This is a genomic window from endosymbiont of Lamellibrachia barhami, from assembly GCF_011947365.2.
Classification (GTDB): Bacteria; Pseudomonadota; Gammaproteobacteria; order Chromatiales; family Chromatiaceae; genus QGON01.
Map to the genome: position 1 here is coordinate 1 of NZ_JAAVSH020000013.1, position 1,000 is coordinate 1,000.

Here is a 1,000-nt window from a genome sequence, read left to right on the forward strand (position 1 = left end):
CCTGGAGGTCATCATCCGGCCTCATGGGCGGGTGACGCCGGATCGCCGTACCGGCAAGACCAGTAAGGAAACCACGTGAGCGGACCCGACACGCTCAATGTCTGGCACGAGCAGCGGCTTGTCGGTCAGATTTGACGCAATACGGCCGGGGCCAAAAGGAAATAGCAGATGCCCAGCGATCAACCCCTTTCCCAAGGACACCATTGAAAAGCCTTTTTCCCCTACTCCCACTCAATCGTCGCAGGCGGCTTACTCGAAATATCATATGCCACCCGCGCAATCCCCTGCACCTCGTTGATGATGCGCCGGGAAACCTCTTCCAGAAAATCAAAAGGCAGATGGGCAAACTTGGCTGTCATGAAATCCACGGTTTTCACCGCGCGCAGTGAAACCACATATTCATAACGCCGTGTATCACCCACGACGCCGACAGACTTCACCGGAATAAAGACGGCAAACGCCTGACTCACTTCATCATAAAGATTGTGTTTGTGGAGTTCTTCAATGTAGATGTGATCCGCCTGGCGCAGCAGATCCGCATACTCTTTCTTCACCTCACCGAGAATACGCACACCGAGCCCCGGTCCAGGGAAGGGATGGCGGTAGATCATCTCGTAGGGCAGGCCGAGTTCCACACCGATCTTACGCACTTCGTCCTTGAAGAGTTCACGCAGAGGCTCGATCAGTTCCAGCTTCATGTAGTCAGGCAGACCACCCACATTGTGGTGGGACTTGATGACATGCGCCTTGCCCGATTTTGCGCCAGCGGATTCGATCACATCGGGATAGATGGTTCCCTGGGCGAGGAACTCGACATCATCCAGTTTGCTCGCCTCCTCCTCGAAGATGTCGATAAAAAGATTGCCGATGATCTTGCGTTTCTGCTCAGGATCAGAGACCCCTTTCAACGCCTTGAGGAAGCGATCCTCTGCATTGATCCTGATCACCGTCACACCCATGTGTTCGGCGAAGGTCGCCATGACCTGATCCCCTTCGTGCA

Annotated in this window: 1 protein-coding gene; it reads right to left on the reverse strand. The window is 54.6% G+C overall.

Features of this window, described 5'->3' with window-relative positions:
• Positions 1-221 precede the first annotated feature (221 nt).
• A partial coding sequence (gene guaA / locus G9Q73_RS19095) for a glutamine-hydrolyzing GMP synthase (protein ID WP_177421553.1) occupies positions 222-1,000 on the reverse strand: 779 nt, incomplete at its 5' end.